Source organism: Scandinavium hiltneri (assembly GCF_024764835.1).
In the GTDB taxonomy this organism is placed as follows: domain Bacteria; phylum Pseudomonadota; class Gammaproteobacteria; order Enterobacterales; family Enterobacteriaceae; genus Scandinavium; species Scandinavium hiltneri.
Genome location: NZ_JALIGE010000070.1, coordinates 159,239 through 186,051, shown reverse-complemented (window position 1 = coordinate 186,051; position 26,813 = coordinate 159,239). Strand labels below are relative to the sequence as shown.

Sequence of the window (26,813 nt, the reverse complement as noted above, 5' to 3'; positions counted from 1 at the left end):
CACCTCGTTAAAAATCATCAGATTGGGTGAACGCGACCGGTACCGCGATGACCAGCGTGGGCTGCGTTAATGCCAGCAGCTGTGCTGCGGCGGCATGAACGTCGGTCAGGAGATGGATGTCGTCGGTTTGCAGCAGCATCGGCAAATTTACCCCTGCCAGAACCGACATTGGTGGCGTCGTGGTGGGCGAAAAGGCGTGCTGGCAGGCGATGTTCCACGGCGTGCCGCTTTGCATATCGCACAGCACCAGTACGCCGTCTGCGTTGTATTGGGCCTTCACCAGGGCGGTGGCGAAATCGTCTCTGAAACCGTCTATTCCGGCGGTTTCGTTGAGCGAGACGGGAAAGATATACGGCAGCTCGCCGTACACTAGCGTCGCGCTGTCCAGCAGTGCGTTCGCCAGCGGGCCATGAGAAGCAACAATCACGTTTATCATTTTTACCCCCTGACCCAGGCTTTCATGGTCGCCAGCTGTTGGCCGACGCCTTTGCCCCACGGTGTGATGCGGTATTCACCCACACTGGCGGGCACAATAAAGGTTTCGGCGTAGTGCACCACGAAGGGCTCAAATGCGCCTGTCGGGCTATCGACGCGCGCTTCGTCCCCGGCGACCAGGTTCAGCACGTTTACGCCGCCCAGGGTATGGTGCGTGACCGGTTTCGTGAACCAGTGGCGGCGGGTTTCAATAAATTCACGTTCGTGCAGCCCGGTGCGCTCCTCGCGCCAGCCGTCACCTTCACCCATTGGCTCAATGCAGTTCACCAGATGTTCATGCACCCACGGGGTATCGCGCTGCCAGTCGATCACCTTTTCACCGTGTTCGAGATGCACCGGTCTTGGCAGGCCGTCCATTCCCAGCCGACCCCAGTCCCAGAGCTTGAAGGTGAAAATATACGGCGTAGCGCTTATCTCCAGCACCATCGCGCCCGAACCGGAACAGTGGACGGTGCCTGACGGGATCAGGAAATGATCGTGCTTGCGTGCTGGGATCTGATTGACGAAACGCGCATCGTCAAAGTTGGTTTGGCCTTGTGCAGCCTGATGTAAATTGTCCAGCATCGCCTGCGGATCGGTTCCGGTTTTCGTACCGAGATACACCACCGCATCTGGCTCTGCATCCAGAATGTAGTAACTCTCATCCTGGGTGTAGTGCATGCCGAACTGCTGCTGGATATATTCGGTCAGCGGATGCACCTGGAAACTGAGGTTCTGCCCGCCGATGGTGTCGAGAAAATCGAAGCGAATCGGAAACTCGGCCCCAAAACGCGCATGGACTTTTTCGCCCAGTAATTCGCGCGGGTGAATCAGCACCACATCCAGAGAAGGGATCTCGATCCGCACGTCGCCAAACCGTAGCAACAGGCTGTTTTCCTCGGGCACGCAGTCAAAACACCAGGCGTAGTTTGGTTTCGAGGGATCGAGATCGAACTGCTTTTTCATCCACTGGCCGCCCCAGACGCCGGGATCAAAAAACGGCACAACGCGAAACGGGCGTTGGACGGTGTGCGCCAGACCGGCGCGGAGCGCATCACCACTGACCATCGCGGGATTGTCCGCCACGGTGGTATCCAGCAGGAAATCGGCGCGTTGTAATAAAGGCGTTTTATGGCGATCGAACACCCGCCATTCGATAAAAAAGGCCCGCTTATAGCGGCGCAGAATATCTTCATCATTATTTTCCGCGCCCCAGTTGCCCAGTTCGCCGCTGCGCATCCGCTGCTGAATTTCCCAGCGAGGTAAATCGGCATACACCAGTACGTCGCCGTTGTGGACCAGCGCAGCCCCCGGGCCGTAGACAATCACCAGTCCGCTGGCATCCCCCACCTGTTGGCGCAGAGCGGCAAGTTGCTGCGGGTCAAAAAATTCAATGAGCTGATGGCAGGAAAGCACACCAAAAACGCGATCGTCAGTCAGATTTCGGGCCAGCAAGGCGTGCAGCGCCTCTTCATTTCTGCGAGCGGCTTCGACGTTCAGCAGGCAACTGCCTGCGAACTGTGTTTTCAACGCCTGCTCCAGTTCGTCGAGACGCACGCCCGGATAGCAGTCGATCACCAGCACGGTTTTTTTTGCGTCAGAAAGCGGGTCGTTAAGTGCGGCAAGTAATGCAGGCCAGCCCTGCCAGGCATGCTCGTCGTAACCCTGAACCTGGATTTCAGGGGTTTTATCGTAGGTCGTCGATTTCATTCTTCTCTCCCAAGGTTCATGGATTAAGATTAATCGATTAACCGAAAGAGGGAAGGGTGGTTAATGGGATTAACCCGGCAAAAATCAGCACCGGGTGGTTTTTACCCATCAGGTTGTGAAGCGTCTCACAGGGAATAATGCAAAATTAAGGTTACTCGATTAATCTGTGGGAAACACGAGGAGGAATCATGACCACTGTTACGCTGGCGCAGGTTGCCGCGAAAGCCGGAGTGTCGACCGCCACGGTATCGATGGTACTGCGAAACCGCGGGCGTATCTCACAGGCAACCCGGGAAAGAGTGCTCCTGGCGCTGGATGAGTCCGGCTATGTTTATAACCAGACAGCCGCGAATCTGCGCAACCGCAGCAGCAACCAGGTTGGGCTGCTGTTGCACGATATCACCAATCCGTTTTACGGTGAGATGACCGCCGGTCTGAGCCATGAAATGGAGCGCCATGAGATGCTGCTGTTTCTGGCTAACAGTGAAGAGTCGGAAGAGCGGCAGCAGAAGTTTGTCGATTCGCTAATGCGAAACAACGCCTGCGGAATGGTGCTTTGCGCGGCGAGAGGCACGCCGCAGGCTTTCTTTGATGGCCTGAAGCGACGCAATATCCCGGCGATAATGGTGGTTCGCCCGCTGGATGACCCGGATTTTGATTTCGTCGGCACCGATAACTTTCTCGGTTCGCGGATGGCGACCGCGCATTTGCTGAAACTGGGCCATCGCAACATTGCGTTTATTGGCGGAAGTCTGAATTCGGGGACTCGCGCCGAGCGTATCGGCGGATTTACCAGTAAGCTGCTGGAATATGGCGTGGCGCCAAAGCCGGAGTGGATCGTCGCCTCGCAGGCAAGCCAGAGCGATGGTGCGCGGGTGGCGGAAGCGCTGTTTAGTCAATTTCCGCAGATTACCGCCGCCGTATGCTATCAGGATATTGTTGCGCTGGGAGTCATGCTGGCGCTGCGCAAAGCAGGCCGCGAGCCGGGGCGTGATTTTGCACTGGTCGGCTTTGACGATATTACCGAGGCGGCGCTGGTACAGCCCGCACTGACCACGGTTTCCGTTGCTGCGAAAGAGATTGGGCGTAAGGCCGGAGAGCTGTTATTCAGTCGGATTCAGGGCAATAGCGAACCACCGAAACGGATAATTCTGCCCCCGGCGCTGGTGGTCAGGGAATCCTGTGGTTTTCACTGATCATGCCTTTTACTGATATTGGCTGCAGTTTCACGTTAAATTCTAATTATCGCCGTTTTTAGTGGCAGGGCGCTTAGGCGCTGGTTAATCTGAAAACGATTTACATTGTATTAACGAAGAGAATAGATATGCAAGATGGACACATCCGCGTTGCTATTGCAGGCGCGGGCGGCCGTATGGGACGGCAACTGATTCAGGCGGCGACACAGCTGGCAGGCATTAAGCTGGGTGCGGCGCTGGAGCGTGAGGGTTCTTCTCTGCTGGGCGCAGATGCTGGTGAAATCGCAGGCGTGGGTGCGACGGGCGTGAAGGTGCAAAGCAGCCTTGATGCAGTGAAGGATGATTTCGATGTCTTCATCGATTTCACCCGTCCGGAAGGCACACTGCATCATCTGGCTTTTTGTCGCCAGCACGGTAAAGGCATGGTTATCGGCACCACCGGTTTTGATGAGGCGGGCAAACAGGCAATCCGTGACGCGGCAGAGAGCATCGCGATTGTGTTTGCTGCGAACTTCAGCGTCGGCGTGAACGTGATGCTGAAACTGCTGGAAAAGGCTGCGAAGGTGATGGGCGATTATACCGACATCGAAATCATCGAAGCGCATCATCGTCACAAAGTGGATGCGCCTTCAGGCACAGCACTGGCGATGGGCGAAGCGATTGCTCATGCCATGGATAAAGATTTGAAAGAGTGCGCCGTCTACAGCCGTGAAGGCTATACCGGTGAGCGTGTACCTGGCACTATCGGTTTTGCGACCGTGCGTGCGGGGGACATCGTCGGGGAACATACCGCGATGTTCGCCGATATTGGTGAACGCGTTGAAATCACGCATAAAGCTTCAAGCCGCATGACCTTTGCCAATGGCGCAGTGCGATCTGCTCTGTGGCTGAAAGAGAAGCCTAACGGTCTTTTTGATATGCGTGATGTGCTTGATCTCAACAATTTATAATGAGTTTACCCCATCGTGATGTGGTTGTGGCAATCACAATTAGTTGATTGCAAAGGGCAATATTTTATTGCCCTTTAATTTTTCCTGCTTCATTTTTATTTCTTCTTGTGGGGCTCAAAACAATACGTTTTCATGTCTTTTTTCGTTATGTGAATGTAAATTTTGACCATCCGGTCCACTTTTTTACGTCCACCTGGCTGATTTAACAATTATCCTGGTGCACAAGCGTGTGCGGAAAGGGTATTAGCTGATCTTTTTGCCTGCTTTACAGCGTCATATCCCCCAGTGGCGCAAAATGACATAAAAAAACCCCTCGTTTACGTTGACTTTCTCCCCGTAAATATCCAGAATGCCGCCGTTTGCACGAATTTCGCGGGCAGCAGATTTGCATTGATTCGTCATTGTGAGTGAATTAATATGCAGATAAACTGAGTGAATATTCTCTGGAGGATGTTTTGATTAAGTCAGCGCTTTTGGTTCTGGAAGACGGAACCCAGTTTCACGGTCGGGCCATAGGGGCAACGGGCACGGCGGTTGGGGAAGTCGTTTTCAATACTTCAATGACCGGTTATCAAGAAATCCTCACTGATCCTTCCTATTCTCGCCAAATCGTCACTCTCACTTATCCCCATATCGGTAATGTCGGCACCAATGCTGCTGACGAAGAATCTTCCCAGGTACACGCTCAAGGCCTCATCATTCGCGACCTGCCACTGATTGCCAGCAACTACCGCAACACCGAAGACCTCTCTTCTTACCTGAAACGTCACAACATCGTGGCGATTGCCGATATTGATACCCGCAAGCTGACCCGCCTGCTGCGCGAGAAAGGCGCTCAGAACGGCTGCATTATTGCCGGTGACCACCTGGACGCCACCCTGGCGCTGGAAAAAGCGCAGGCCTTCCCGGGTCTGAATGGTATGGATTTGGCGAAAGAAGTCACTACCGCCGAGAGCTACAGCTGGACTCAGGGTAGCTGGACGCTGGCAGGTGAGCTGCCAGAAGCGAAGAAAGAAGAAGAACTGCCGTTCCACGTGGTGGCCTACGACTACGGCGCGAAGCGCAACATCCTGCGCATGCTGGTTGACCGCGGCTGCCGCCTGACGGTAGTTCCAGCGCAAACCTCTGCCGAAGAGGTGCTGAAAATGAATCCGGACGGGATTTTCCTCTCCAACGGTCCTGGCGACCCGGCCCCATGTGGTTACGCGATTACCGCGATTGAGAAATTCCTCGAAACCGATATTCCGGTATTTGGCATCTGCCTCGGCCATCAGCTTCTGGCGCTGGCGAGCGGTGCGAAAACCATCAAGATGAAGTTCGGCCACCATGGCGGTAACCATCCGGTGAAAGATATCGACAACGACACGGTGATGATCACCGCGCAGAACCACGGTTTTGCGGTGGACGAAGCGTCGATGCCTGCCAACCTGCGCGTCACCCACAAGTCACTGTTCGACGGTACCTTGCAGGGTATTCATCGTACCGATAAGCCCGCGTTCAGTTTCCAGGGGCACCCGGAAGCGAGCCCAGGCCCGCACGATGCCGCGCCGCTGTTCGATCACTTCATCGAACTTATTGAGCAATACCGTAAGACCGCCTCTCTTAATAGCAAATAAGTATCAGGAGCTAAGAAAACCATGCCAAAACGTACAGACATAAAAAGCATCCTGATCCTTGGCGCTGGCCCGATCGTTATCGGTCAGGCCTGTGAGTTCGACTACTCCGGTGCCCAGGCGTGTAAAGCGCTGCGTGAAGAGGGTTACCGTGTCATCCTGGTGAACTCCAACCCGGCGACGATTATGACCGACCCGGAAATGGCCGATGCGACCTACATCGAGCCGATTCACTGGGAAGTGGTTCGCAAGATTATTGAAAAAGAGCGTCCGGATGCGGTGCTGCCGACCATGGGCGGCCAGACCGCACTGAACTGTGCGCTGGAGCTGGAACGTCAGGGCGTGCTCGAAGAGTTCGGCGTGACCATGATTGGCGCAACGGCTGACGCGATTGATAAAGCAGAAGACCGCCGTCGTTTCGACGTAGCGATGAAGAAAATCGGCCTCGACACCGCGCGTTCCGGTATTGCACACAATATGGAAGAAGCGCTGGCGGTTGCCGCTGACGTCGGTTATCCGTGCATCATCCGTCCGTCCTTCACCATGGGCGGCACCGGTGGCGGCATCGCGTACAACCGTGAAGAGTTCGAAGAGATTTGCGAACGCGGTCTGGATCTTTCCCCAACCAAAGAGCTGCTGATTGATGAGTCGCTGATTGGCTGGAAAGAGTACGAGATGGAAGTGGTGCGTGATAAAAACGACAACTGCATCATCGTCTGCTCTATCGAAAACTTCGATGCGATGGGTATCCACACCGGTGACTCCATCACCGTGGCCCCGGCGCAGACCCTGACCGACAAAGAATACCAAATCATGCGTAACGCCTCGATGGCGGTGCTGCGTGAAATCGGCGTGGAAACCGGCGGCTCTAACGTCCAGTTCTCCGTGAACCCGAAAAATGGTCGTCTGATTGTTATCGAAATGAACCCGCGCGTGTCCCGCTCTTCCGCGCTGGCGTCCAAAGCGACGGGTTTCCCGATTGCCAAAGTGGCCGCGAAACTGGCTGTGGGTTACACCCTCGACGAGCTGATGAACGACATCACCGGCGGCCGTACCCCGGCTTCCTTCGAACCGTCCATCGATTACGTTGTGACCAAAATTCCTCGCTTTAACTTCGAGAAATTTGTGGGTGCTAACGACCGCCTGACCACGCAGATGAAATCCGTCGGCGAAGTGATGGCGATTGGCCGCACTCAGCAGGAATCCTTGCAGAAAGCGCTGCGCGGCCTGGAAGTGGGCGCGACCGGTTTCGACCCGAAAGTGAGCCTGGATGACCCGGAAGCGCTGACCAAGATTCGCCGCGAGCTGAAAGACGCGGGCGCTGAGCGTATCTGGTACATCGCTGATGCCTTCCGTGCGGGCCTGTCAGTCGACGGCGTCTTCAACCTGACCAACATCGACCGCTGGTTCCTGGTACAGATTGAAGAGCTGGTGCGCCTTGAAGAAAACGTGGCGGAAGTCGGTATTACCGGCCTGAACGCTGATTTCCTGCGTACGCTGAAGCGCAAAGGTTTCGCCGATGCACGTCTGGCAAAACTGGCGGGCGTTCGCGAGTCAGAAATCCGCAAGCTGCGTGAACAGTACAACCTGCACCCGGTCTACAAGCGCGTGGATACCTGTGCGGCAGAGTTCTCCACCGATACCGCGTACATGTACTCCACGTATGAAGACGAGTGTGAAGCGAATCCGTCCGTAGACCGCGATAAAATCATGGTCCTCGGCGGCGGTCCTAACCGTATCGGTCAGGGTATCGAATTCGATTACTGCTGCGTACACGCCTCGCTGGCGCTGCGTGAAGACGGTTACGAGACCATCATGGTCAACTGTAACCCGGAAACGGTTTCCACCGATTACGATACCTCCGACCGTCTGTACTTCGAGCCGGTGACCTTTGAAGACGTGCTCGAAATCGTGCGCATCGAGAAGCCTAAGGGCGTTATCGTGCAGTACGGTGGCCAGACTCCGCTGAAACTGGCGCGTGCCCTGGAAGCTGCAGGCGTGCCGATTATCGGTACCAGCCCGGATGCTATCGACCGTGCAGAAGACCGCGAGCGTTTCCAGCAGGCGGTTGACCGTCTGAAGCTGAAACAGCCTGCGAACGCTACGGTGTCGACCATTGATATGGCAGTTGAGAAGGCGAAAGAGATTGGCTACCCACTGGTGGTGCGCCCGTCCTACGTGCTGGGCGGTCGTGCGATGGAAATCGTGTATGACGAAGCTGACCTGCGTCGCTACTTCCAGACCGCCGTAAGCGTCTCTAACGATGCGCCAGTGCTGCTGGACCGTTTCCTCGACGATGCGGTTGAAGTGGACGTGGATGCCATCTGCGACGGCGAAAGCGTGCTGATTGGCGGCATCATGGAGCACATCGAGCAGGCGGGCGTTCACTCTGGTGACTCTGCATGTTCTCTGCCAGCGTATACCCTGAGCAAAGAAATTCAGGATGTGATGCGCCAGCAGGTGCAGAAACTGGCCTTCGAACTGCAGGTTCGCGGCCTGATGAACGTCCAGTTTGCCGTGAAAGACAATGAAGTGTATCTGATTGAAGTCAACCCGCGTGCGGCGCGTACCGTACCGTTCGTCTCTAAAGCCACCGGCCTGCCGCTGGCGAAAGTGGCGGCGCGCGTGATGGTCGGTCAGACACTGGCGCAGCAGGGCCACCTGGAAGAAATCATCCCGCCGTACTACTCGGTGAAAGAAGTGGTGCTGCCGTTCAACAAATTCCCGGGCGTTGACCCATTGTTAGGGCCAGAAATGCGCTCTACCGGTGAAGTGATGGGCGTGGGTCGTACCTTTGCCGAAGCCTTTGCTAAAGCGCAGCTCGGCAGCAACTCCACCATGAAGAAGCAGGGCCGTGCGCTGCTCTCCGTGCGTGAAGGTGACAAAGAGCGTGTGGTAGACCTGGCGGCAAAACTGCTGAAACAGGGCTTCGAACTGGATGCGACCCACGGGACTGCCGTTGTTCTGGGCGAAGCGGGCATTAACCCGCGTCTGGTGAACAAGGTGCATGAAGGTCGTCCGCACATTCAGGACCGTATCAAGAATGGCGAATATACCTACATCATCAACACCACCGAAGGTCGTCAGGCGATTGAAGATTCCAAGCTGATTCGCCGCAGCGCGCTGCAGTACAAAGTGCATTATGACACCACCCTGAACGGCGGTTTCGCGACAGCCATGGCGCTGAACGCGGATGCGACCGAGAAGGTGATTTCGGTGCAGGAAATGCACGCGCAGATTAACAAGTAATACTGACTCTGCATGCCCGGCGGCGCTAGCGCTTGCCGGGCCTACCAGCCTCACAGAGTAGGCCTGGCAAGCAGAGCGCCGCCGGGCGTAAGCGGATATCCTTATATCTACATCTCAGAGTGTTCTGGTTTTCCATGTGCGTTCAGTCAGTTAGCCTAAAATCATTAGACAGATAATGATTCTTTAACTGAAGAGCACGGGAGAACACCATGCGTAACAATCTACTGATCACCACCATTTTTACTGCCGCAGCCCTGTTTACCGTAGCGGGTTGTTCCTCAAACCAGACGCTGAAAACGACCGACGGTAAAACCATCGTCACCGACGGTAAGCCAGAGGTTGATAGCGACACCGGTCTGGTTTCCTACAAAAATGCCGAAACCGGTAAGACCGAGCAAATTAACCGCGACCAGGTTAAATCGATGGGCGAGCTGGACAACTAGTTCACCAATCTTCGCTGTTAGCCTGTTAGTTAACTGACTACACTTTGCTGATAAAACAGTGAAGTGCAGAACAGGCTAACAGATGATTTTGATTATTTATGCGCATCCTTATCCGCAGCATTCGCATGCGAATAAACGGATGCTTGAGCAGGCAAGGGAAATCGACGGCGTAGAAATTCGCTCTCTGTATCACCTCTATCCCGATTTCAATATTGATATCGCCGCTGAGCAAGAGGCGCTTTCCCGCGCCGACCTGGTCATCTGGCAGCATCCCATGCAGTGGTACAGCGTGCCGCCGCTCCTCAAACTCTGGATTGATAAAGTTCTGTCTCACGGCTGGGCCTACGGGCACGGCGGAAAAGCGCTGCACGGTAAAAGCCTGTTGTGGGCGGTGACAACCGGTGGCGGAGACGATCATTTTGCGATTGGCAGTTTCCCCGGTTTTGAGGTGCTGGCGCAGCCATTACAGGCGACGGCGCTGTACTGCGGCCTGAACTGGCTGCCGCCGTTCGCCATGCATTGCACCTTTATCTGCGACGATGAAACGCTTGTCGCCGAGGCCCGGCATTACAAACAGCGTCTGCTTGAGTGGCAAGAGGTGCACCATGGATAGCCATACGCTGATTCAGGCCCTGATTTACCTCGGTTCGGCGGCGCTGATCGTGCCGATTGCCGTGCGTCTGGGATTGGGTTCCGTGCTCGGCTACCTGATAGCAGGCTGCATTATTGGGCCGTGGGGTTTGCGGCTGGTGACGGATGCCGAGGCCATTCTGCACTTCGCTGAAATCGGTGTGGTGCTGATGCTGTTTGTCATTGGCCTTGAGCTTGATCCACAGCGTTTGTGGAAGCTTCGCGCGTCGGTATTTGGCGGCGGAGCGCTGCAAATGGTCGCGTGTGGTGTCCTGATCGGTGGCTTTTGCATGCTGCTCGGTCTTGACTGGAAAGTGGCCGAACTTATTGGCCTGACGCTGGCACTCTCTTCCACGGCCATCGCCATGCAGGCGATGAGCGAACGGAATCTGACCGTCTCTCAGCTTGGCCGCAGTACGTTTGCGGTGCTGCTGTTCCAGGATATCGCGGCTATTCCACTGGTGGCGATGATCCCGCTGCTGGCCTCCAGCGGGGCGACGACCACGCTTGCCGCTTTTGGGCTTTCGGCCCTGAAAGTTGCCGGCGTTCTGGTGCTGGTGATTTTGCTCGGGCGCTACGTCACGCGCCCGGTGCTGCGTTTTGTCGCGCGTTCAGGCCTGCGCGAAGTGTTCAGCGCCGTCGCGCTGTTCCTGGTTTTCGGTTTCGGACTGCTACTGGAAGAAGTGGGCTTATCGATGGCGATGGGCGCATTTCTGGCCGGCGTGCTACTGGCGAGTTCGGAATATCGCCATGCGCTGGAAAGCGATATCGAACCGTTTAAAGGCCTGCTGTTGGGGCTGTTCTTCATCGGCGTCGGCATGTCTATCGACTTCGGCACCCTGGTGACGCATCCGCTACGTATTCTGATTTTACTGGCCGGATTCCTTATCATTAAAGCGGTGATGCTGTGGCTGATTGCACGCCCGCTTGGCGTGCCGAAAGCCCAGCGCCTTTGGTTTGCAGCGCTGTTAGGGCAGGGCAGTGAGTTTGCGTTTGTGGTGTTTGGTACGGCGCAGATGGCGAAAGTACTGGACCCGGAATGGGCCAAAGCGTTGACCCTGGCGGTGGCACTGTCGATGGCTGCCACGCCGATTTTACTGGTGCTGCTGTCACGCATGGAGAAAGCCAAAAGCGGCGATGAGCGCGAGGCGGATGAAATTGATGAAGAGCAGCCGCGGGTTATTATCGCCGGGTTTGGCCGCTTTGGTCAGATTACCGGCCGTCTGCTGCTGTCGAGCGGCGTGAAGATGGTCATTCTCGATAACGATCCAGACCACGTCGATACCCTGCGCAAATTCGATATGAAGGTGTTTTACGGCGACGCCACGCGGGTTGATATGCTTGAGTCAGCCGGTGCAGCACGGGCGGAAGTGCTAATCAACGCCATTGATGACCCGAAAACCAACCTTGAACTGACGGAGCTGGCGAAAGCGGATTTCCCGCATCTGCGGATTATCGCCCGGGCTCGCGATATCGATCACTATATTCAGCTTCGCCAGGCGGGCATCGAAGCGCCGGAGCGTGAAACGTTTGAAGGCGCACTGAAGTCAGGTCGCATGGCGCTGGAAGCGTTGGGGCTTGGCGCTTATGAAGCCCGCGAGCGCGCAGATGTGTTCCGCCGTTTCAACGTGCGAATGATAGAAGAAATGGTCGATATGGCGGATGAAGACGATGCGTCCTTCGCCGCAGTGTTCAAACGCACCAGTGCGATGCTGACGGATATCATCAACGAAGACCGCAGCAACATGTCGATTATTCAGCGTCACGGCTGGCAGGGAACCGAGGAAGGAAAGCACACCGGTAATCCGGCTGACGAACCAGAAGTGAAACCATCGGCATAACGGGCACTTAGTGAGAAGGCGAAAATATTTCGTCTTCTTTACTCTCCCTATTGTCGACGAAAGATTAAGCTTTCCGTATAGTGGCGGCAATTTTTACATCCGGGATATTTCAATGATCAGTCTGATTGCGGCGTTAGCGGTGGATCGCGTTATCGGCATGGAAAACGCCATGCCCTGGAACCTGCCTGCCGATCTCGCCTGGTTTAAACGTACCACGCTCAACAAACCTGTGGTGATGGGTCGCCTGACCTGGGAATCGATCGGTCGTCCGCTGCCGGGCCGTAAAAACATCGTCATTAGCAGCCAGCCGGGCACTGACGGCCGTGTTGAGTGGGTAAAGTCGGTAGATGACGCCATTGCCGCCTGCGGTGATGCGGAAGAGATCATGGTGATCGGCGGAGGCCGTGTGTACGAGCAATTCCTGCCGAAAGCGCAGCGTCTGTATCTGACGCACATTGATGCGGAAGTGGAAGGCGATACCCATTTCCCGGACTACGATCCGGATAACTGGGAATCGACATTCAGTGAGTTTCATGATGCCGACGAGCAGAACTCGCACAGCTATTGCTTTGAGATCTTAGAGCGTCGATAAGCGTATCCCCTCACCCGCGGGGTGGGGGATAATATTAAGACGCGACGGCTTCTTCTTCGCCGAGATCGAGATGACGAGTAGACGGCTGCACAAAGTATTTCTTATCTTCCCAGCGCAGACACGTTAAATCCCCACCCCAACAGCATCCGGTATCCAGACCGTAAATCCCTTCCGGTGTACCTTTGCCTTCCAGCGAAGCCCAGTGGCCAAAAATGACGCTGTACTCTTCAGTCACGGGGCCAGGAATGGCAAACCACGGTTTGAGCGGCGCAGGTGCGTTTTCCGGTGACTCTTTGGTGTACATATCGAGCTGACCGTTCGGGAAGCAGTAGCGCATCCGCGTAAAGGCGTTGGTAATAAAGCGCAGCCGTGCGAGGCCACTCAGCTCTGGCGACCAGTGGTTCGGCAAATCGCCGTACATGGCGTCAAGGAAGAACGGATAGGAGTCGCTGCACAGCACCGCTTCAACGTCGCGGGCGCAAAGCTCAGCGGTATCCAGATCCCACTGCGGAGTGATCCCGGCATGGGCCATCACCAGTTTCTTCTCTTTATCAACCTGCAGCAGCGGCTGACGGCGTAGCCAGTTCAGCAGTTCGTCAGCATCGGGCGCTTCCAGCAGCGGCGTGAGCCGGTCTTTCGGCTTGTTACGACTGATCCCGGCGAACACCGCCAGCAGATGCAAATCGTGATTGCCGAGTACCATACGCACGCTATCACCCAGAGATTTCACGTAGCGCAGAACGTCGAGCGATGCGGGGCCGCGGGCCACCAGATCGCCTGTCAGCCACAGCGTGTCTCGTCCAGGGGTAAATTCCACCTGCTTTAATAATGCGATCAGTTCATCGTAGCAGCCGTGAACGTCGCCAATAAGGTATGTGCTCATTTTATCAATGGATGAGAGCTGGCACGGCCAGACGGAAAACGGGAATATCAATGCTGAACGGGTTACCGTCAGCGTCGATCATGTCATAGTGACCCTGCATGGTGCCGAGTGGCGTTTCCAGCACGGCACCGCTGGTGTACTGATATTCGTTGCCCGGAGCTATGTGCGGCTGAACGCCGATGACACCTTCACCCTGAACCTCGGTTTCACGACCGTGGCCGTTAGTAATCAACCAATAGCGCCCAAGCAGCTGCACCGATCCTCGCCCCAGATTACGAATCGTGACCGTATAAGCAAAAACATAGCGTTCATCGTCCGGCGAGGACTGGGACTCAATGTAGACGCTTTGTACCTGGACACAGACGCGGGGCGAATTGATCATGGTTTAGCTCTCCTTCTGGGGCGCATTTTCTGACAGCCAGTTTGCCAGGCGGCAGTACTGGGCCACAGAGATATTTTCTGCACGCATCGCCGGGTCAACGCCAAGCTCAGTCAACAGTTCGACAGAGAAGATATTGCCGAGGCTGTTGCGGATCGTCTTACGACGCTGGTTGAACGCTTCGGTAGTGATTCGGCTTAACACACGAACCTCTTTAACCGGATGCGGCAGCGTGGTGTAAGGCACCAGGCGAACAACGGCAGAATCCACTTTTGGCGGTGGCGTAAAGGCGGTTGGCGGCACTTCCAGCACAGGGATAATCTGGCAGTAGTACTGCGCCATGACGCTTAAACGACCATACGCCTTACTGTTTGGCCCTGCAACCAGACGGTTTACCACTTCTTTTTGCAGCATGAAGTGCATGTCGGCAATGGCATCAGTATAGCTAAACAGGTGGAACATCAGTGGGGTAGAGATGTTGTACGGCAGGTTACCGAACACGCGCAGCGGCTGGCCCATTTCCTTCGACAGCTCGCCGAAGTTCATGGTCATCGCATCTTGCTGAAAAATGGTCAGCTTTGGTCCAAGGAACGGGTGCGTTTGCAGGCGTGCAGCCAGATCACGGTCCAGTTCGATGACGGTCAGTTTATCCAGACGTTCGCCAACCGGCTCGGTCAATGCGGCAAGACCCGGGCCGATTTCAACAATGGCCTGACCTTTCTGCGGGTTGATAGCCGAAACGATGCTGTCGATGACAAACTGATCGTTGAGGAAGTTTTGCCCGAAGCGTTTTCGGGCTAAGTGGCCCTGATGGACTCGATTATTCATTGAGAGTTACTGATCATTTTGATGGCGAGATTAAGCGCCGTAATAAAACTGCCGACGTTTGCTTTCCCCTGACCCGCCAATTCTAGCGCGGTGCCGTGGTCAACGGACGTACGGATAAAAGGTAAACCGAGCGTGATATTCACGGCACGGCCGAAACCCTGGTATTTTAGCACGGGCAGGCCCTGATCGTGGTACATCGCGAGTACTGCGTCGGCATTGTCGAGATATTTTGGCTGAAACAGGGTATCTGCGGGCAGCGGCCCACTCAGATTCATGCCCTTAGCGCGCATTTCTTCGAGCACCGGAATGATGGTGTCTATCTCTTCCATCCCCATATGCCCGCCTTCACCGGCATGCGGATTCAGCCCACACACCAGAATATGCGGCTTGGCAATACCAAACTTCGTGCGCAGGTCGGTATCCAGAATGGTAATCACGTCGCGCAGGACATCTGTCGTAATCGCATCGCTGATGGCTTTGAGCGGCAGATGGGTCGTTGCGAGTGCGACGCGCAGCTCTTCTGTTGCCAGCATCATCACCACTTTCGCGGTGTGAGAACGCTCTTCGAAGAATTCGGTATGTCCGGTAAACGCAATCCCGGCATCGTTGATGATGCTCTTTTGCACCGGCCCGGTAATCAGGGCAGCAAATTCACCTTCGGTACTGCCATCGCAGGCGCGTGCCAGAGTTTCCACCACGTAAGGACCGTTCAGCACGTTTAGCGAGCCTGGGGTAACGGGGGCCTGAAGGGGAACGGGAAGGAGAGTCAGCGTACCGGCTTTTTGCGGCACAGGTGCCAGAGCGGCATTGTAGGGCAGGAGCGTTAATGGTAAACCGAGCATTGCTGCCCGGTCTGTCATAAGCGTTTCATCGGCGCAAACCACCAGTTCAACAGGCCAGTCACGCTGAGCCAGTTGAACCACGAGGTCTGGGCCAATCCCGGCGGGCTCGCCGGGAGTGATAACCACACGCTGGGGCTGTGTCATCAGTTGCTCAGAATTTTGACATACGCGCTGGCACGTTGTTCCTGCATCCAGGTTGCAGCTTCTTCAGCAAACTTACGATTCATCAGCATGCGGTAAGCTTTGTCTTTCTGCGCTGCATCGGTACGGTCCACGTTACGGGTATCCAGTAGCTGAATCAGGTGCCAGCCGAACGAGGAGTGAACCGGGGCGCTGATTTCGCCTTTGCTCAGCTTCATCAGTGCATCACGGAATGCCGGATCGTACATGTCCGGAGTGCCCCAACCTAAATCACCGCCCTGGTTTGCAGAACCTGGGTCCTGAGACAGTTCTTTCGCCGCTTTGTCAAAGGTGGTTTTACCACTCTTGATGTCCGCAGCCACGGCTTCCAGTTTCGCACGTGCCTGGTCGTCAGTCATGATTGGCGATGGCTTAAGCAGGATGTGACGGGAATGCACTTCAGTCACAGAAATACTCTGGCTCTGGCCGCGCAGATCGTTCACTTTGATAATGTGGAAGCCCACACCGGAACGGATCGGACCAATCACATCGCCTTTTTTCGCGGTGCTCAGGGCCTGAGCAAAGATAGATGGCAGTTCCTGAATACGTCCCCAGCCCATCTGGCCGCCTTTCAGCGCCTGTTGGTCAGCGGAGTAAGTGATAGCGAGTTTACCGAAGTCTGCGCCTTTGTTTGCCTGATCGACAACCGAGCGCGCCTGAGCTTCCGCTTCGTTAACCTGGTCAGAGCTTGGGTTTTCCGGCAGCGGGATCAAGATGTGGCTCAGATTCAGCTCAGTGCTGGCATCGTTCTGATTGCCAATCTGTGAAGCCAGCGCGTCCACTTCCTGCGGCAGAACGGTAATACGACGACGAACTTCGTTATTACGCACTTCAGAGATAGTCATCTCTTTGCGGATCTGTGCGCGATAGGTGTTGTAGTTCATACCATCGTAGGCCAGACGGCTACGCATCTGGTCCATCGACATGTTGTTCTGCTTGGCGATGTTGGTGATGGCCTGATCGAGCTGTTCGTCAGTGATTTTTACGCCCATTTTCTGGCCCATCTGCAGGACAATCTGGTCCATGATCAGACGTTCCAGAATCTGGTGGCGTAGCGTGACGTCATCTGGTAGTTGTTGCCCGGCCTGGGTTGCATTTCCTTTAACGGACTGCATCAAGCTATCGACATCGCTTTCCAGTACAACGCCGTTATTTACGACAGCTGCTACCTTATCGACAACCTGTGGGGCGGCGAAACTGGTATTCGCAACCATGGCGATACCGAGAAGCAGCGTTTTCCAGTTCTTCATACTCTTTCCATTTCAATTAACCGCAAAGGCGGATTACGTTTCTAATACCGTGGCGTTACAAAGAGCTTTGGTACGGCATGATGGTCGAACGCAACATCTGCTGTGTGCCAAGACCATAGTTAGAGCTCAGGCCACGCAGTTCGATATTGAAGCCGACGACGTTGTCGTACACACCCTGGACATTGCTAGGATCCCAGCCGTTGAGCTTACGCTCATAGCCAAGACGGAGAGCATAACAGCAGGAGTTATACTGCACGGCTATCATCTGATCCGCTGGTTTGTTGGCGTTGGTGTCGTAGTAATACGCACCAACAACAGACCAACGGTCAACGACCGGCCAGCTTGCTGTCATGCCCACCTGGGAAATTCCGTCTTTATACTGCTGTGCCGTCGAGTAGGAAGGCAGTGTCGCCTGAATATACTCCGGGCTGGCGTAACGGTAGTTCAACTGGACTAAGCGGTTTTCATCTCGACGATACTCTACAGTGCCGTTGCCGGTGGCAACGTTATCCAGACGTGTATCGTACTGAATGCCGCCACGCAGGCCCCATTGATCGCTCATGCGCCAATAGGTATCTCCGGCCCAGACCAGCGAGCCTTTCTGATCACTCTGTGACCATTCTTGCGTTTCATCACCTGTACGAGACGGGGTGAAGTAGTAGATTTGACCCACAGAAACGTTAAAACGTTCAACCGCGTTTTCATCATAAACGCGAGAGGTGAGGCCGGTCGTCACCTGGTTAGCCGATGCGATCCGGTCCAGGCCGCTATAGGTACGGTCGCGGAACAGGCCGCTATAGTCCGACTGGAGGAGGGTGGAGTCATACGCCATGATGTCGCTTTGGTCTTTATACGGTACATACAGGTACTGCACGCGTGGTTCGAGGGTCTGGGTATAGCCCTGTGACCAGTCCATATCACGCTCAAAGACCATTTTGCCGTCAATTTTAAACTGTGGCAGTACGCGGTTAACTGACTCATTCAAGCTGTTAGCAGCGTTGAGAGTTCTCAGATTAGAAGCTGTTTTACTGTGATTGTATTGCTGTTGTGCATAGACGCGATACTGGTCGACGTCGTCCTGCTGGTAATGGGTCGCCAGCAGTTTAACTTCCGTATCAATACTGCCCCATCCGTTCGACAGCGGCAAATCGATGGTCGGCTCAATATGCAGACGTGTCGCTTCCGGCATGTTGTCATTGGTGTTTTTGAAATGCACTACCTGACCATAGATATGAGTATCAAACGGCCCAACGTCATTCTGGTAGTAGTTAACGTCCAACTGCGGTTGTGCGGCATAGGAGTTTGAGTTTTCTGTATCAAAGACCTGGAACTGCTTGCTGGATACGGTGGCGTTAAAGTTCTCAATGGCATAGCCCACGCTGAATTTCTGCGTGGCGTAACCATCGGTACTGGAACCGTATTTTGAATCAAAGTCGTTGAAGTAGGTCGGATCGCTGACTTTGGTGTAGTCGACATTGAAGCGCCACACCTGGTCCATCACCCCAGCATGTCGCCAGTAGAAGAGCCAGCGACGGCTATCATTGTCTTCAGGGTGTTCGTCTTCGTAGACTTTATCTTTATTCAAATAGTCGAATTCAAACAGCCCGGCGCCAGCTTTGGTCAGGTAGCGGAATTCGTTTTCCCACATGATGTCGCCACGCTTTTCCATATAGTGCGGCGTAATGGTGGCATCAAAGTTGGGCGCAATGTTCCAGTAGTACGGCAGGTAAATTTCCGTACCATTGGTACTGCTGTATTTAGCATTCGGGAGCAGGAAGCCTGAACGGCGCTTGTCACCAATCGGCAACTGCAGATAGGGACTATAAAAAACAGGCACCGGGCCGATTTTAAAACGGGCATTCCAGATTTCAGCGACCTGCTCCTGGCGGTCCTGAATCACTTCGGTCCCAACAACGCTCCAGGTGTTCGAACCTGGCAGACAGGACGTAAAGGTCCCGTTATCAAGAATGGTATACCGGTTTGCGCCACGCTGTTTCATGACGTCAGCAGTACCACGACCCTGGCGGTCGACCATCAGATAGTCGCCTTTCCAGACGTTGGTATCTTTAGTATTCAGATTGGACCAGGCTTTAGGACCTTTCAGGATCACCTGATTATCGTCGTAGTGTACATTGCCCAGAGCATCCACGGTGCGAACCGGATCCGCCTGTCCAGGCGCCTGCTTCTGGTGCAACTGTACTTCGTCCGCCTGTAAACGACTGTTCGCCTGATTAATATCGACATTGCCGGTAAATACGGCATCATCAGGGTAATTACCCTTGGCATGGTCGGCGTTGATGGTGACAGGCAGGTTATTAGTATCCCCCTGAACCAGCGGACGGTTATAGCTTGGTACCCCCAGCATACATTGTGATGCGAGGTCGGCCGCCGCGCCCTGTTGACTGTACAGGACGCTGGCGATCAGGGTTGCCAGAAGGGTGGGAATACGTTTTTTCATACGTTTTATTTGTTGTTCCGTCATCTGTGGCTTCGCGGCTTGCAAACGGTCAGAGACTAACGTACTCATCGGTCACGCGCCAGTGTTAATCCTGCCGCTTCGAGCCAGTGGCGTTAGGCACTGTGTTGAATGGCGAGTATGATAAAGCAAATTATAGGTTATGTCCTGCACTGACCATCAGGTCATCGCTGTGAAAATCGCCTTTTATCAAGGCGGAAGCCATTACCTGCAACATGATGATTATGACTATCCGGGGAGTCTATGCAGTATTGGGGTAAAGTGATTGGTGTGGCCGTCGCACTCATGATGGGTGGCGGATTCTGGGGGGCGGTACTTGGACTGCTGATTGGCCACATGTTTGATAAGGCGCGAAGCCGCAGACTCAACTTTTTTGCCAACCAGCAAGAGCGCCAGTCGCTGTTCTTTGCCACCACCTTTGAGGTGATGGGGCATCTGACCAAATCGAAGGGGCGCGTGACCGAAGCGGATATTCACGTTGCCAGTATTCTGATGGACCGCATGAATCTTCATGGCGAGTCCCGCACTGCCGCGCAGCAGGCTTTCCGTGTCGGTAAAGCGGATAATTACCCACTGCGTGAGAAGATGCGTGCGTTCCGTGGCGTCTGTTTTGGTCGCTTCGATTTGATTAGGATGTTTCTGGAAATTCAGATTCAGGCCGCGTTTGCCGACGGCTCATTGCACCCTAACGAACGTGAAGTGCTGTTTGTCATCGCCGACGAACTCGGTATCTCCCGCGCCCAGTTTGAGCAGTTCCTGCGCATGATGCAGGGCGGCGCACAGTTTGGCGGCGGCTATCAGCAGCAATCGCAGTCCGGCGGTGGCTGGCAGCAGGCGCAGCGCGGCCCTACGCTTGAAGATGCATGTAACGTGCTCGGTGTGAAATCGACGGATGATGCGACTACCATCAAGCGCGCCTATCGCAAGCTGATGAGCGAACATCACCCGGATAAGCTGGTGGCGAAAGGTTTACCGCCGGAAATGATGGAAATGGCGAAGCAAAAAGCGCAGGAAATTCAGCGTGCATACGAATTAGTGAAGGAACAAAAAGGTTTCAAGTAAATCGACCTGTTTTACTTGCCATTTTGAACCTGGGCAGCGCGCATCACAGTCACGTACTTCGTGTACGCTCCTGTGATTGCACGCTGTCCGAGTCCACACAGGCTGCGCCAATAACGGCCGAAGGCGTCATCTCAAATCAGAAATCTACCGGTGCCTTAAACGTCATGCTATTGCCAAACTGCGGGTGGGTGATAGTCAGCATTTCTGCGTGCAGCAGAAGGCGAGGTGCCATTGCCAGCGCTTCTGGCGTGGCGTAGAAACGATCGCCCAGAATCGGATGCCCCAGCGCCTGCATATGCACACGCAGCTGATGCGAGCGGCCGGTAATAGGCTTAAGCAGCACCCGCGCGGTGTTATCGTCGGCGAGCTCCAGCACTTCAAATTCGGTTTGCGCCGATTTGCCTGTCTCGAAGCAGACTTTTTGCTTTGGACGGTTCGGCCAGTCGCAGATCAGCGGTAAATCCACCACACCTTCGGCTTTTTCCGGATGTCCCCACACGCGGGCCAGATACTGCTTTTTCGGTTCACGCTCGCGGAACTGGCGTTTCAGCTCCCGTTCCGCTGCTTTGGTCAGAGCCACAACAATCACGCCGCTGGTCGCCATATCGAGACGATGCACCGACTCAGCCTGCGGAAAATCACGCTGCACCCGCGTCATCACGCTGTCTTTATGACTGTCCAGGCGGCCGGGGACGGACAACAGACCGCTGGGCTTGTTGACCACCATGATGTGCTCATCCTGATAGAGCACCACCAGCCATGGATCCTGTGGCGGATTGTAGGACTCCAGTACCATACTTTTTTCCTTACTGATGCGTAACGACGATCAGTCGCAGCGCATCGAGACGCCAGCCGGCCTGCGCCAGGGCTTCCATCACCTGTTGACGATTGCTTTCAATCGCTTCCAGCTCGTCATCGCGGATGTTCGGATTGACCGCTTTCAATGATTCCAGACGCGACAGCTCGGCACTCAGCTTATCGTCAGCTTCCTGACGAGCCGCTTCTATCAGCGCCTTCGCCACTTTTTCTACTTGAGCTTCGCCCTGTTGCAGAATGGCGTGAACGTCCTGCTGCACGGCGTTAACCAGCTTGCTGCCGGTGTGACGGTTAACGGCGCTGAGCTGACGGTTAAAGGTTTCAAACTCGACCTGCGCCGCAAGGTTGTTGCCATTTTTATCGACCAGCATACGGACCGGCGTTGCAGGCAGGAAACGGTGCAACTGAAGCTGCTTCGGTGCTTGCGCTTCAACCACATAAATCAGCTCGAGCAGCAGGGTGCCAACCGGTAATGCTTTGTTTTTTAACAGTGAAATGGTGCTGCTACCGGTGTCGCCGGACAGGATAAGATCCAGACCGTTGCGGATCAGCGGATGTTCCCAGGTCAGGAACTGTGCATCTTCGCGGGACAGCGCCACGTCACGTTCAAAGGTCACGGTGCAGCCATCTTCGGGCAGGCCCGGGAAGTCCGGAACCAGCATATGATCGGAAGGCGTCAGGACTATCAGGTTTTCACCGCGGTCGTCCTGGTTAATGCCGATGATGTCGAACAGGTTCATGGTGAAGCTGATAAGCCCGGTGTCGTCATCCTGCTCTTCAATGCTTTCTGCCAGCGCCTGCGCTTTCTCACCGCCGTTGGAGTTGATCTCCAGCAGACGGTCACGGCCCTGCTCAAGCTGTGCTTTCAGCGCATCGTGCTGTTCGCGACAGGTTTTGATCAGCGCATCGAATCCATCGGTATTTTCCGGTGCCGCAAGGTATTCAATCAGCTGCGGATGCACGTTGTCGTAAATGGTGCGGCCGGTCGGGCAAGTATGTTCGAACGCGTCCAGACCTTCGTGGAACCAGCGCACCAGCACTGACTGCGCGGTTTTTTCCAGATACGGCACGTGGATTTGAATATCGTGCGCCTGGCCGATACGGTCCAGACGACCAATACGCTGTTCCAGCAGATCCGGGTTAAACGGCAGATCGAACATCACCAGATGGCTGGCAAACTGGAAGTTACGGCCTTCGGAACCGATTTCAGAACACAGCAGCACCTGCGCGCCGGTATCTTCTTCGCCAAACCAGGCGGCGGCGCGGTCACGTTCAACAATCGACATGCCTTCATGGAACACGGCGGCACGGATGCCTTCACGCTCGCGAAGCACCTGCTCCAGCTGAAGCGCAGTGGCGGCTTTGGCGCAGATCACCAGCACTTTCTGTGAGCGGTGGCTGGTCAGATAGCCCATCAGCCATTCAACGCGCGGATCGAAGTTCCACCAGGTGCCGGTATCGCCTTCAAATTCCTGATAAATCTGTTCCGGGTAGAGCATGTCGCGGGCGCGTTCTTCTGACGATTTACGCGCCCCCATGATGCCGGACACTTTAATCGCGGTCTGATACTGTGTTGGCAGCGGCAGTTTGATGGTGTGCAGCTCGCGTTTCGGGAAACCTTTCACGCCGTGACGCGTGTTACGGAACAGCACGCGGCTGGTGCCGTGGCGGTCCATCAGCATCGAGATCAGTTCCTGACGGGCGCTTTCGCCGTCATCGCTGTTGCTGTTCGCCGCCGCAAGCAGTGGCTCAATATCCTGCTCGCCCATCAGTTCGCTCAGGGCATTCATCTGTTCGTTATTCAGCTTCTCGCCGCTCAGCAGCAGAGAAACGGCATCGGCGACTGGACGGAAATTCTGCTGTTCTTCGACGAACTGCTCGAAATCGTGGAAGCGGTTCGGATCCAGCAGGCGCAGACGCGCAAAGTGGCTTTCGAGGCCCAGTTGCTCCGGCGTCGCGGTTAAAAGCAGAACGCCCGGAACGCGTTCGGCCAGCTGTTCGATGGCCTGATATTCACGGCTCGGCGCGTCTTCGCTCCAGACCAGGTGATGGGCTTCGTCCACCACCATGATGTCCCACTCGGCGTCGCACAGGTGTTCCAGGCGCTGCTTGCTGCGGCGCACGAAATCCAGCGAGCAAATCACCAGCTGTTCGGTTTCAAACGGGTTATCCGCGTCGTGCTGCGCTTCGGCATAACGCTCATCATCAAACAGCGCAAAGCGCAGGTTGAAACGGCGCAGCATCTCGACCAGCCACTGATGTTGCAGGGTTTCCGGCACGATAACCAGAACGCGCTCGGCTGCACCGGCCAGCAGCTGTTGATGCAGGATCATCCCGGCTTCAATGGTTTTCCCGAGACCCACTTCATCGGCCAACAGGACGCGTGGCGCGTGGCGACGACCCACATCGTGGGCAATGTGTAACTGGTGTGGGATCAGACTGGTACGCTGGCCGCGCAGGCCGCTCCACGGCATACGGTACTCTTCGCTCTGATACTTACGCGCACGATAGCGCAGGGCGAAACGGTCCATACGGTCAATTTGCCCGGCAAACAAACGGTCTTGTGGCTTGCTGAAGATGAGTTTGCTGTCGAGCAGCACTTCACGCAGTTCCACGCCTTCTTCTTCGGTATCCAGACGCGTACCGGTATACGCCAGCAGGCCATTTTCTTCTTTTACTTCGTCAACGCGCAGCTGCCAGCCATCGTGGCTGGTAATGGTATCGCCTGGATTGAACATCACGCGGGTGATGGGGGAGTCGTTGCGGGCGTACAGTCGGTTTTCACCTGTTGCCGGATAAAGGAGAGTGACCATGCGCGCATCCAGCGCTACGACTGTCCCTAATCCTAACTCGCTTTCTGTATCGCTGATCCAGCGTTGACCAAGTGTAAAAGGCATATAATTTGGGCTCTATATCTTCAATTGCAGGCAATAATTGTCCTCCGCAGAAATTACCACGGAGAGTCAAAATTGGGGTCCAGGAATGGAAAGGGCGCTATGGTACTGGAAGCCAGGATGTTAGTCACCTGTCAAAATAGCCCCAGTTGTCCTGTCAGTAGTGTAGCAAAATCATCATGGACAAAGGGCAAAATTCCATCGGCAATGGGTTCTAACTGTTTCGTCAGATAGTGTTCATAATCCAGCGGTGACTGCTGATACGCCAACGGCTCCGGGCCGCTGGTGGTCCAGACATATTTAATGCTGCCACGAGATTGATATTGTAAAGGGCGGCCAAGCCTGGCGTTATGTTCATCGGCAAGCCGCGCGGCGCGGACATGCGGCGGAATGTTGCGCTGATATTCCACCAGCGGACGCCTGAGTTGTTTGCGGTACACCAGCCGGTCGTCGAACTCACCGGCCATCAGCTTATCAATGGTTTCGCGAATAAAATCCTGGTATGGCTCGTTGCGGAAAATGCGCAAATACAGCGTTTGCTGGAACTGTTGCGCCAGCGGGGTCCAGTCTGTTCGCACCGTTTCCAGCCCTTTAAACACCATCTTCTGCTCATCACCCGTCTGGATCATACCCGCGTAGCGCTTTTTGCTGCCCGTCTCGGTACCGCGAATGGTGGGCATCAGGAAGCGGCAAAAATGGGTTTCGAATTCCAGCTCCATCGCGCTGGTCAGCCCCTGTTTTTGTAATTCTGCTGACCACCAATCGTTGACGAATTTTACCAGTTGATGGCCAATTCCCGCAGCATCTTCTTCGCTGTGCGCACGTTTCAGCCACACAAAAGTGGAGTCCGTATCGCCATAAATTACGTCGTAGCCCTGCGATTCAACCAGCGCTTTGGTCTTACGCATGATTGCATGGCCACGCATGGTTATCGACGAGGCGAGTCGCGGATCGAAAAAGCGGCAGGCGCTGGTGCCGAGCACGCCATAAAAGGCGTTCATGATGATTTTTAGCGCCTGGGAGAGCGGTTTATTACCCTGTAATTTGGCCTCATCGCGCCCGTGCCAGATTTGCCCGACGATGTCTGGCAGGCAATTCTGCGTACGGGAAAACCATGCGCCAAGAAAACCCTCGGTGCTGTGTTCAGCGTCCGGCTGCGCCATGCCTTCCACCAGGCCGACAGGGTCAATCAGAAAGGTGCGGATAATCGACGGGTACAGGCTTTTGTAATCGAGCACCAGCACCGAATCGTAAAGCCCGGGGCGGGAGTCCATCACGTATCCACCGGGGCTGGCCTGTGGCGGCACTTCGCCAAGATTAGGGGCGACGTAACCTAACCGGTGCATCCGTGGAAAATAGAGGTGACCAAAGGCTGCAACCGAACCGCCGTGACGGTCGGCAGGCAGGCCATTGACCGTCGCGCGTTCCAGTAAGAACGGCATAATCTCCGTTTTGTGGAAAATGCGCGTCACTAGCTCGCAGTCTTTGAGGTTATATTTCGCTAGTGCGGGTTTATCTTCGGCGAAGCGGCGGTCAATTTCGTCCATCCTGTCCCACGGATTATCGATAGACTTGCCTTCCCCGAGCAGCTCCCGTGACACGGATTCCAGCGAAAACGACGGGAAATTCCAGAATGCGGATTTCAGCGCCTCGATACCGTCGATAATCAAACGACCGTTGGCCTGAGCGAAGAATACGCCGTTCTTAAAGCCGTGCTCACGCCAGTCAATCTCAACGTTTCCGCGTCCGAGCGTCAGCTGGATTCGGTAACGTTCGGCATGTTTTTGCAGGACTTTGAGGTCAAACTGCACCAGATTCCAGCCGATTACCACATCCGGATCGTGTTCGGCAAACCAGGCGTTTAACTTCTCGAGTAATTGTGGGCGACTGGCGACATATTCCAGCCGAAAATCGAGCTGTGAAGGGTCGCCATTTTCCGGCCCCAGCATGTACACCACGCGCTGACCGCAACCTTCAAGGCCAATGCAGTACAGCTCGCCGTGACGCGTGGTTTCGATATCCAGCGATACCCATTTCAGCGGCGGTCGATAATCCGGGTTGGGCTTCAGACGCGCGTTAACAAGCGCATTGCCCTGGATTTCACCTTCGACCCAGACGGGCGCAGTAATAAATCGCTCCATCAGATAGCGCTCCGGCGGGCGGATATCGGCTTCATAGACGGTAATGCCGTCGGCACGGAGCAGCTTTTCCAGCCGCATTAACTGCCGATGAGATCGACAGTAAAGGCCGAATACTCGCTGATGATGGAAGTCTTTCAGTGCGAGAGGTGCCAGGCGGGCATCGCGCTCGCTGCGAAGTAAACGCTCGGTCTGAGCGCGTTGTGATTCAGGGATAAACGCCACCGAATCCTGTGGCGCAAGCGTCACCTGTAGCGGACCGTCGTCAGTTGCCAGCCAGAACGACACTTCCGTTCCCTGCGGGGTATCCCGCCAGTGACGGGTTAATAAAAAACCTTCTCGCGCCTGCGTCACACGCTCTACTCAA

General features: G+C 55.2%; 20 protein-coding genes. 9 read left to right on the top strand and 11 right to left on the bottom strand.

Annotation, left to right across the window (positions count from 1 at the left end):
- Positions 1-7 precede the first annotated feature (7 nt).
- Positions 8-436, bottom strand: a complete 429-nt coding sequence (locus MUU47_RS06690; RefSeq protein ID WP_258987413.1) for a PTS sugar transporter subunit IIA — start codon at positions 434-436, stop codon at positions 8-10.
- 2 nt (positions 437-438) lie between these two features.
- Positions 439-2,184: a class I mannose-6-phosphate isomerase gene (locus MUU47_RS06685; RefSeq protein WP_258987412.1), complete on the bottom strand. Its 1,746-nt coding sequence runs from the start codon at positions 2,182-2,184 to the stop codon at positions 439-441.
- A 188-nt stretch (positions 2,185-2,372) separates the two neighbouring features.
- On the opposite strand from MUU47_RS06685, the gene MUU47_RS06680 reads away from it, so the two are divergent.
- From MUU47_RS06680 to folA, 8 genes are all read left to right on the top strand, one after another.
- Positions 2,373-3,380, top strand: a complete 1,008-nt coding sequence (locus MUU47_RS06680; protein WP_258987411.1) for a LacI family DNA-binding transcriptional regulator — start codon at positions 2,373-2,375, stop codon at positions 3,378-3,380.
- Positions 3,381-3,508: 128 nt separating this feature from the next.
- A complete protein-coding gene (dapB, locus tag MUU47_RS06675) occupies positions 3,509-4,330 on the top strand; it encodes a 4-hydroxy-tetrahydrodipicolinate reductase (protein WP_258987410.1) in 822 nt (273 codons plus the stop codon).
- A gap of 455 nt (positions 4,331-4,785) precedes the next feature.
- On the top strand, positions 4,786-5,946 hold the full coding sequence (gene carA, locus MUU47_RS06670) for a glutamine-hydrolyzing carbamoyl-phosphate synthase small subunit (RefSeq protein WP_258987409.1): 1,161 nt from the start codon (positions 4,786-4,788) through the stop codon (positions 5,944-5,946).
- Between the two features lie 21 nt (positions 5,947-5,967).
- Entirely contained in the window at positions 5,968-9,192 is a 3,225-nt protein-coding gene (carB, locus tag MUU47_RS06665; protein ID WP_258987408.1) for a carbamoyl-phosphate synthase large subunit, read from the top strand.
- Between the two features lie 209 nt (positions 9,193-9,401).
- Positions 9,402-9,635 (top strand): YgdI/YgdR family lipoprotein, encoded by a 234-nt coding sequence (locus MUU47_RS06660; protein WP_258987407.1) that lies wholly within the window; start codon positions 9,402-9,404, stop codon positions 9,633-9,635.
- A gap of 82 nt (positions 9,636-9,717) precedes the next feature.
- Positions 9,718-10,248 carry a glutathione-regulated potassium-efflux system oxidoreductase KefF gene (kefF, locus tag MUU47_RS06655; protein WP_258987406.1) on the top strand — a complete coding sequence of 177 codons (531 nt, stop codon included), beginning with the start codon at positions 9,718-9,720 and terminating at the stop codon, positions 10,246-10,248.
- Positions 10,241-12,106 carry a glutathione-regulated potassium-efflux system protein KefC gene (gene kefC, locus MUU47_RS06650; RefSeq protein WP_258987405.1) on the top strand — a complete coding sequence of 622 codons (1,866 nt, stop codon included), beginning with the start codon at positions 10,241-10,243 and terminating at the stop codon, positions 12,104-12,106. The genes kefF and kefC overlap by 8 nt, the downstream gene beginning before the upstream one ends.
- Positions 12,107-12,218: 112 nt before the next feature.
- Positions 12,219-12,698: a type 3 dihydrofolate reductase gene (gene folA / locus MUU47_RS06645; protein ID WP_258987404.1), complete on the top strand. Its 480-nt coding sequence runs from the start codon at positions 12,219-12,221 to the stop codon at positions 12,696-12,698.
- 34 nt (positions 12,699-12,732) lie between these two features.
- Here folA and apaH read toward each other — a convergent pair whose 3' ends face one another.
- The 6 genes from apaH to lptD are packed head-to-tail and all read right to left on the bottom strand — an operon-like array spanning position 12,733 to position 19,518.
- A complete protein-coding gene (apaH, locus tag MUU47_RS06640) occupies positions 12,733-13,581 on the bottom strand; it encodes a bis(5'-nucleosyl)-tetraphosphatase (symmetrical) ApaH (protein ID WP_258987403.1) in 849 nt (282 codons plus the stop codon).
- 4 nt (positions 13,582-13,585) lie between these two features.
- The gene (apaG, locus tag MUU47_RS06635; protein ID WP_110510731.1) at positions 13,586-13,963 is read right to left on the bottom strand and encodes a Co2+/Mg2+ efflux facilitator ApaG/CorD; all 378 of its coding nucleotides are present in this window, start codon (positions 13,961-13,963) and stop codon (positions 13,586-13,588) included.
- A gap of 3 nt (positions 13,964-13,966) precedes the next feature.
- Positions 13,967-14,788: a 16S rRNA (adenine(1518)-N(6)/adenine(1519)-N(6))-dimethyltransferase RsmA gene (gene rsmA, locus MUU47_RS06630; protein ID WP_159771181.1), complete on the bottom strand. Its 822-nt coding sequence runs from the start codon at positions 14,786-14,788 to the stop codon at positions 13,967-13,969.
- Positions 14,785-15,774 (bottom strand): 4-hydroxythreonine-4-phosphate dehydrogenase PdxA, encoded by a 990-nt coding sequence (gene pdxA / locus MUU47_RS06625; protein WP_258987402.1) that lies wholly within the window; start codon positions 15,772-15,774, stop codon positions 14,785-14,787. Before pdxA ends, rsmA begins: the two co-directional genes overlap by 4 nt.
- On the bottom strand, positions 15,774-17,060 hold the full coding sequence (gene surA, locus MUU47_RS06620) for a peptidylprolyl isomerase SurA (protein ID WP_258987401.1): 1,287 nt from the start codon (positions 17,058-17,060) through the stop codon (positions 15,774-15,776). Before surA ends, pdxA begins: the two co-directional genes overlap by 1 nt.
- A gap of 55 nt (positions 17,061-17,115) precedes the next feature.
- Complete coding sequence (gene lptD / locus MUU47_RS06615; protein ID WP_258987510.1) at positions 17,116-19,518, bottom strand: LPS assembly protein LptD; 2,403 nt, start codon at positions 19,516-19,518, stop codon at positions 17,116-17,118.
- 261 nt (positions 19,519-19,779) lie between these two features.
- Here lptD and djlA point away from each other — a divergent pair, with 261 nt between their 5' ends.
- Entirely contained in the window at positions 19,780-20,598 is an 819-nt protein-coding gene (djlA, locus tag MUU47_RS06610; RefSeq protein ID WP_159465592.1) for a co-chaperone DjlA, read from the top strand.
- A 136-nt stretch (positions 20,599-20,734) separates the two neighbouring features.
- Here the strand turns inward: djlA and rluA are convergent, their stop codons facing one another.
- From rluA to polB, 3 genes are all read right to left on the bottom strand, one after another.
- Positions 20,735-21,394: a bifunctional tRNA pseudouridine(32) synthase/23S rRNA pseudouridine(746) synthase RluA gene (rluA, locus tag MUU47_RS06605; protein ID WP_258987400.1), complete on the bottom strand. Its 660-nt coding sequence runs from the start codon at positions 21,392-21,394 to the stop codon at positions 20,735-20,737.
- A 10-nt stretch (positions 21,395-21,404) separates the two neighbouring features.
- Entirely contained in the window at positions 21,405-24,311 is a 2,907-nt protein-coding gene (gene rapA, locus MUU47_RS06600) for an RNA polymerase-associated protein RapA (protein ID WP_258987399.1), read from the bottom strand.
- 131 nt (positions 24,312-24,442) lie between these two features.
- Positions 24,443-26,800, bottom strand: a complete 2,358-nt coding sequence (gene polB / locus MUU47_RS06595) for a DNA polymerase II (protein WP_258987397.1) — start codon at positions 26,798-26,800, stop codon at positions 24,443-24,445.
- Positions 26,801-26,813 lie beyond the last annotated feature (13 nt).

Bases quoted from the DNA above. Each gene is read 5' to 3' on its own strand.
- MUU47_RS06690 (WP_258987413.1), bottom strand. From the start codon at position 436: ATGATAAACGTGATTGTTGCTTCTCATGGCCCGCTGGCGAACGCACTG.
- MUU47_RS06685 (WP_258987412.1), bottom strand. From the start codon at position 2,184: ATGAAATCGACGACCTACGATAAAACCCCTGAAATCCAGGTTCAGGGT.
- MUU47_RS06680 (WP_258987411.1), top strand. From the start codon at position 2,373: ATGACCACTGTTACGCTGGCGCAGGTTGCCGCGAAAGCCGGAGTGTCG.
- dapB (WP_258987410.1), top strand. From the start codon at position 3,509: ATGCAAGATGGACACATCCGCGTTGCTATTGCAGGCGCGGGCGGCCGT.
- carB (WP_258987408.1), top strand. From the start codon at position 5,968: ATGCCAAAACGTACAGACATAAAAAGCATCCTGATCCTTGGCGCTGGC.
- MUU47_RS06660 (WP_258987407.1), top strand. From the start codon at position 9,402: ATGCGTAACAATCTACTGATCACCACCATTTTTACTGCCGCAGCCCTG.
- kefF (WP_258987406.1), top strand. From the start codon at position 9,718: ATGATTTTGATTATTTATGCGCATCCTTATCCGCAGCATTCGCATGCG.
- kefC (WP_258987405.1), top strand. From the start codon at position 10,241: ATGGATAGCCATACGCTGATTCAGGCCCTGATTTACCTCGGTTCGGCG.
- folA (WP_258987404.1), top strand. From the start codon at position 12,219: ATGATCAGTCTGATTGCGGCGTTAGCGGTGGATCGCGTTATCGGCATG.
- apaH (WP_258987403.1), bottom strand. From the start codon at position 13,581: ATGAGCACATACCTTATTGGCGACGTTCACGGCTGCTACGATGAACTG.
- apaG (WP_110510731.1), bottom strand. From the start codon at position 13,963: ATGATCAATTCGCCCCGCGTCTGTGTCCAGGTACAAAGCGTCTACATT.
- rsmA (WP_159771181.1), bottom strand. From the start codon at position 14,788: ATGAATAATCGAGTCCATCAGGGCCACTTAGCCCGAAAACGCTTCGGG.
- pdxA (WP_258987402.1), bottom strand. From the start codon at position 15,774: ATGACACAGCCCCAGCGTGTGGTTATCACTCCCGGCGAGCCCGCCGGG.
- surA (WP_258987401.1), bottom strand. From the start codon at position 17,060: ATGAAGAACTGGAAAACGCTGCTTCTCGGTATCGCCATGGTTGCGAAT.
- lptD (WP_258987510.1), bottom strand. From the start codon at position 19,518: ATGAAAAAACGTATTCCCACCCTTCTGGCAACCCTGATCGCCAGCGTC.
- djlA (WP_159465592.1), top strand. From the start codon at position 19,780: ATGCAGTATTGGGGTAAAGTGATTGGTGTGGCCGTCGCACTCATGATG.
- rluA (WP_258987400.1), bottom strand. From the start codon at position 21,394: ATGGTACTGGAGTCCTACAATCCGCCACAGGATCCATGGCTGGTGGTG.
- rapA (WP_258987399.1), bottom strand. From the start codon at position 24,311: ATGCCTTTTACACTTGGTCAACGCTGGATCAGCGATACAGAAAGCGAG.